The following is a 1,531-nucleotide window of genomic DNA, read 5'->3' as shown; positions in this document are numbered from 1 at the left end:
GTGGAACAGTGGGCTCAACTTGCTCCGGCAACATCTGTAGGGTAAGATTGGACATGGCGTGTCACCTCTCTGTTGTTAAAATCTCTGTAAGAAATCAATCAGCAGGATGCGCCACCTTCCTCGAATCCCCATACACCACAAATGACCATAACTCCCAGCTTACTGAGAAATATCGCGAATAGACCGATTCAGTAAATTAACGGCATTGAAGCTGCCATTCTTCTTCGCTACCCTGAACCACAGTAAAACTTATTTCTGGAACGCAACCATGCCACAACCGCTGTATGTATTTGACCTTGATAACACCTTGATTTGTGGGGATAGCAGCACACTATGGAGTCGTTATCTGGTGCGACAGGGCTTTGCCGATAATGCCGGGTATCTGCAGCAGGAAAAACGGCTGATGCGGGACTACGCGCGTGGAGATATGGATCTGCACGAATATGTAGCGCTGACGATGTCACCGCTGCGTGAGATGCCAATAGCGTTGGTGGATCGCATGGTCGCGCAGTATGTTGCCAGCGAGATTGTACCGCGCATCTACCCGCAGGCACAGGCGTTGATTAACCAGTTACATGCCGACAAACAGCCGGTGCTGATTATCTCGGCATCGGTCAGCTTGCTGGTGAAGGCGATTGCTCCGGTACTGGGGATTACACACGCGATTGGCGTGGAGGTGAAAAGCGATAATGACCGCTACACTGGCGAGCTTGACGGTACTCCGAGCTACCAGCATGGAAAAATTAGTTGCCTGAACGACTTTCTTGCCAGCCATCAGCTGTATGACGGCAAGCTGACGTTTTATACCGATTCGATTAATGATTTACCGCTGTGCGAACTCGCCGATCGCGTGTTTATGGTTAACCCATGTCCACAACTAGCGGCACAAGGGGAACAGCGAGGCTGGCCTGCGCTTAACTGGCAGCTTAGCCGATTTTGAACCACCTTGGGAATCTTAGAGACTAAACTCCCTGAGAGAGAAAAAGGTAACAGGATGACGACCCTGTACATAATTTTGTGTAAATGCCTTTTTAGAGGTGACCGTTCAGGCGACCACCGAACTCGATGGTTAGGAGATTGAATCACCTCTTCTGAGAGCGCCAAACCATGAATGTTAGAACGAACTATCCCTTTGATGCGGAGGTCGTGCGTAGGTTTAAGTATGAAAATGCAGTTTTTGTCGTTTTTTTAACCGGAAAGCCATTTTTAAGGCACACTGATCCGACTCAGGCATCCGCAGCCATCGCTTTTTCTCCATTCCACGCAGCCTTTCCGACAGTAATTCCATCGCCTGCATCCTGCCTGAGCACCGGCAAAATAACCATTACCTTACCGGATAAGCCGATGGCTCTCACCATCCTTCCAAATTTACACCACGTCCTAAGACTCTACCTGCAACTCGGCGGCGAGGACTTTCTGCGTGAACTCACCGAATTTATGCTCAACCGCATCATGGAGGCCGATGTCACTCAGCGCATCAACGCAGAGCCTCCTGAGCGCAGTGACGAGCGGGAGACCTACCGTAACGGCT

At 50.3% G+C, this 1,531-nt stretch carries 2 protein-coding genes; both read left to right on the top strand.

Features of this window, described 5'->3' with window-relative positions; genetic code table 11:
- Nucleotides 1-268: 268 nt before the first annotated feature.
- The gene (locus BBW68_RS01590; protein WP_070133727.1) at nt 269-940 is read left to right on the top strand and encodes an HAD family hydrolase; all 672 of its coding nucleotides are present in this window, start codon (nt 269-271) and stop codon (nt 938-940) included.
- Between the two features lie 404 nt (nt 941-1,344).
- A partial coding sequence (locus BBW68_RS01585) for a transposase (protein ID WP_186821242.1) occupies nt 1,345-1,531 on the top strand: 187 nt, incomplete at its 3' end.

Source organism: Candidatus Erwinia dacicola (assembly GCF_001756855.1).
Taxonomy (GTDB): Bacteria; Pseudomonadota; Gammaproteobacteria; order Enterobacterales; family Enterobacteriaceae; genus Erwinia; species Erwinia dacicola.
This window is presented reverse-complemented; position numbering and strand designations above follow the sequence as displayed.